Origin of the sequence: Nitrosomonas europaea, assembly GCF_900167395.1 — a bacterium.
Lineage (GTDB): Bacteria > Pseudomonadota > Gammaproteobacteria > Burkholderiales > Nitrosomonadaceae > Nitrosomonas > Nitrosomonas europaea.
This window is the reverse complement of record NZ_FUWK01000085.1, coordinates 1-1,386: the sequence shown is the minus strand read 5'-3', so window position 1 is coordinate 1,386 and position 1,386 is coordinate 1. Positions and strand designations below refer to the sequence as shown.

Sequence of the window (1,386 nt, the reverse complement as noted above, 5' to 3'; positions counted from 1 at the left end):
GTAGGCACTGGAGGTAAGCCTGATATGCTGTATATCCTCGGAGCATTAGCCCTTGCAGCAGGTGCCGGCATCTTCTTCTTCAAAAAGAAACAAAATCTTTGAGGATAATTCCCCATCATACATGTTGCTACCGTATTTTTCTTTCTGATAGACCAAAAATAGGAGGGATATATGGGATCCTGTTGCACCTGTATATCTTTCTCTGACTATATGGTGCCCCGGTCATATATCTGTTTGTTGTTACGTTAGTTGTGGCTTAGTGTTTCCTTGGTATTGATATGGCTGGCTAGTGGATACTGTTGCTGCTTTGGGCTATTCCATCGCGCTTAGACAGGCTTAAAAAATTTCGGATAGAAGGTTGAGATTCTTGTTGAGCTATTATTAGATGCTTAAGAAGTCTGTGTTGCAAAACTTCTTGAACCTGAGCAATGTCTCCTCTTGCTTACCAGAAGTTATCAGGATCAAGCAGATACCAAGAACCATTTCGAGAGGTAGTTTACTGACAGTGAAGATCGTATCAGTTAGCCGTAACTGACTCTCGTGCATATATGGTAAATATACTGCCCATCAATAAAGCGGTCGCAGTTGTGGTTGTATCGCAGGCAAAATAGACCCTTCCGGTTATTGGTGTCCGAATGATTACTGATCATACGGATATTATTCGCCTCAAATCATTCTTTCCAGTTTGCGGGGTGAGTTTTTTTGCCGACTTCTTTCTCATTTTTATAATTCCCTCTTACCGATAATTTTTATACGCTAGGCTAAAGTCAGTAGAAAAAATGCCGATGCCAGTTTTCTGATTGGCGTGTATTACATCTGGCCAAAAAGGCTTAAGTTGAGAAATCCGGAAGCTTTATTTTTAAATTTCTGTGGAGATTCTGAAATGAAAAAGATTTTTCTGATTCTTGTTATATTTTTTGGATTTAATTTGTCAGTATTAGCTGGGGTAGATATCAATACAGCTAGTCAGGCTGATCTTGAATCGGTAAAAGGGTTAGGTCCGGTTAAAGCAAAAGCAATAATTGAGTATCGAAACAAATATGGGATGTTCAAGTCGGTGGAAGAACTGGCTAACGTAAAAGGTATAGGAGCTGGAATACTTAAACAACTGGGTGATCAAGTAAGTGTTCAAGAGGGAGCCGTTTTGACTGAAACGAAAGTAGACTGATCAAATTTAGCATTTATAGAGAGCTTTTTTCTGATTATTATGATTTATCGGGCAACCAGCATTCGTGATCAAAATTGTCCGATAAATCTTGTACTCTAGGTCGAATCGACATTTAAAGCCATAAAGTTGCTGCAGCCAGATGTATGAAGGCGGAGAAGTAAATTGTAGTAGTTCAGATTTGATCTGACAGCAGGTCTTGCCAAGAGGTGGGATTACCC

The 1,386-nt window shown here is 39.7% G+C and carries 2 protein-coding genes; both read left to right on the top strand.

What is annotated here, in order from left to right; genetic code table 11:
- Positions 1-102 (top strand): LPXTG cell wall anchor domain-containing protein (locus tag B5D58_RS13500; protein ID WP_143023799.1); only part of this gene is annotated, 102 nt, incomplete at its 5' end.
- 781 nt (positions 103-883) lie between these two features.
- Positions 884-1,168 carry a ComEA family DNA-binding protein gene (locus tag B5D58_RS13495; protein ID WP_041356599.1) on the top strand — a complete coding sequence of 95 codons (285 nt, stop codon included), beginning with the start codon at positions 884-886 and terminating at the stop codon, positions 1,166-1,168.
- Positions 1,169-1,386 lie beyond the last annotated feature (218 nt).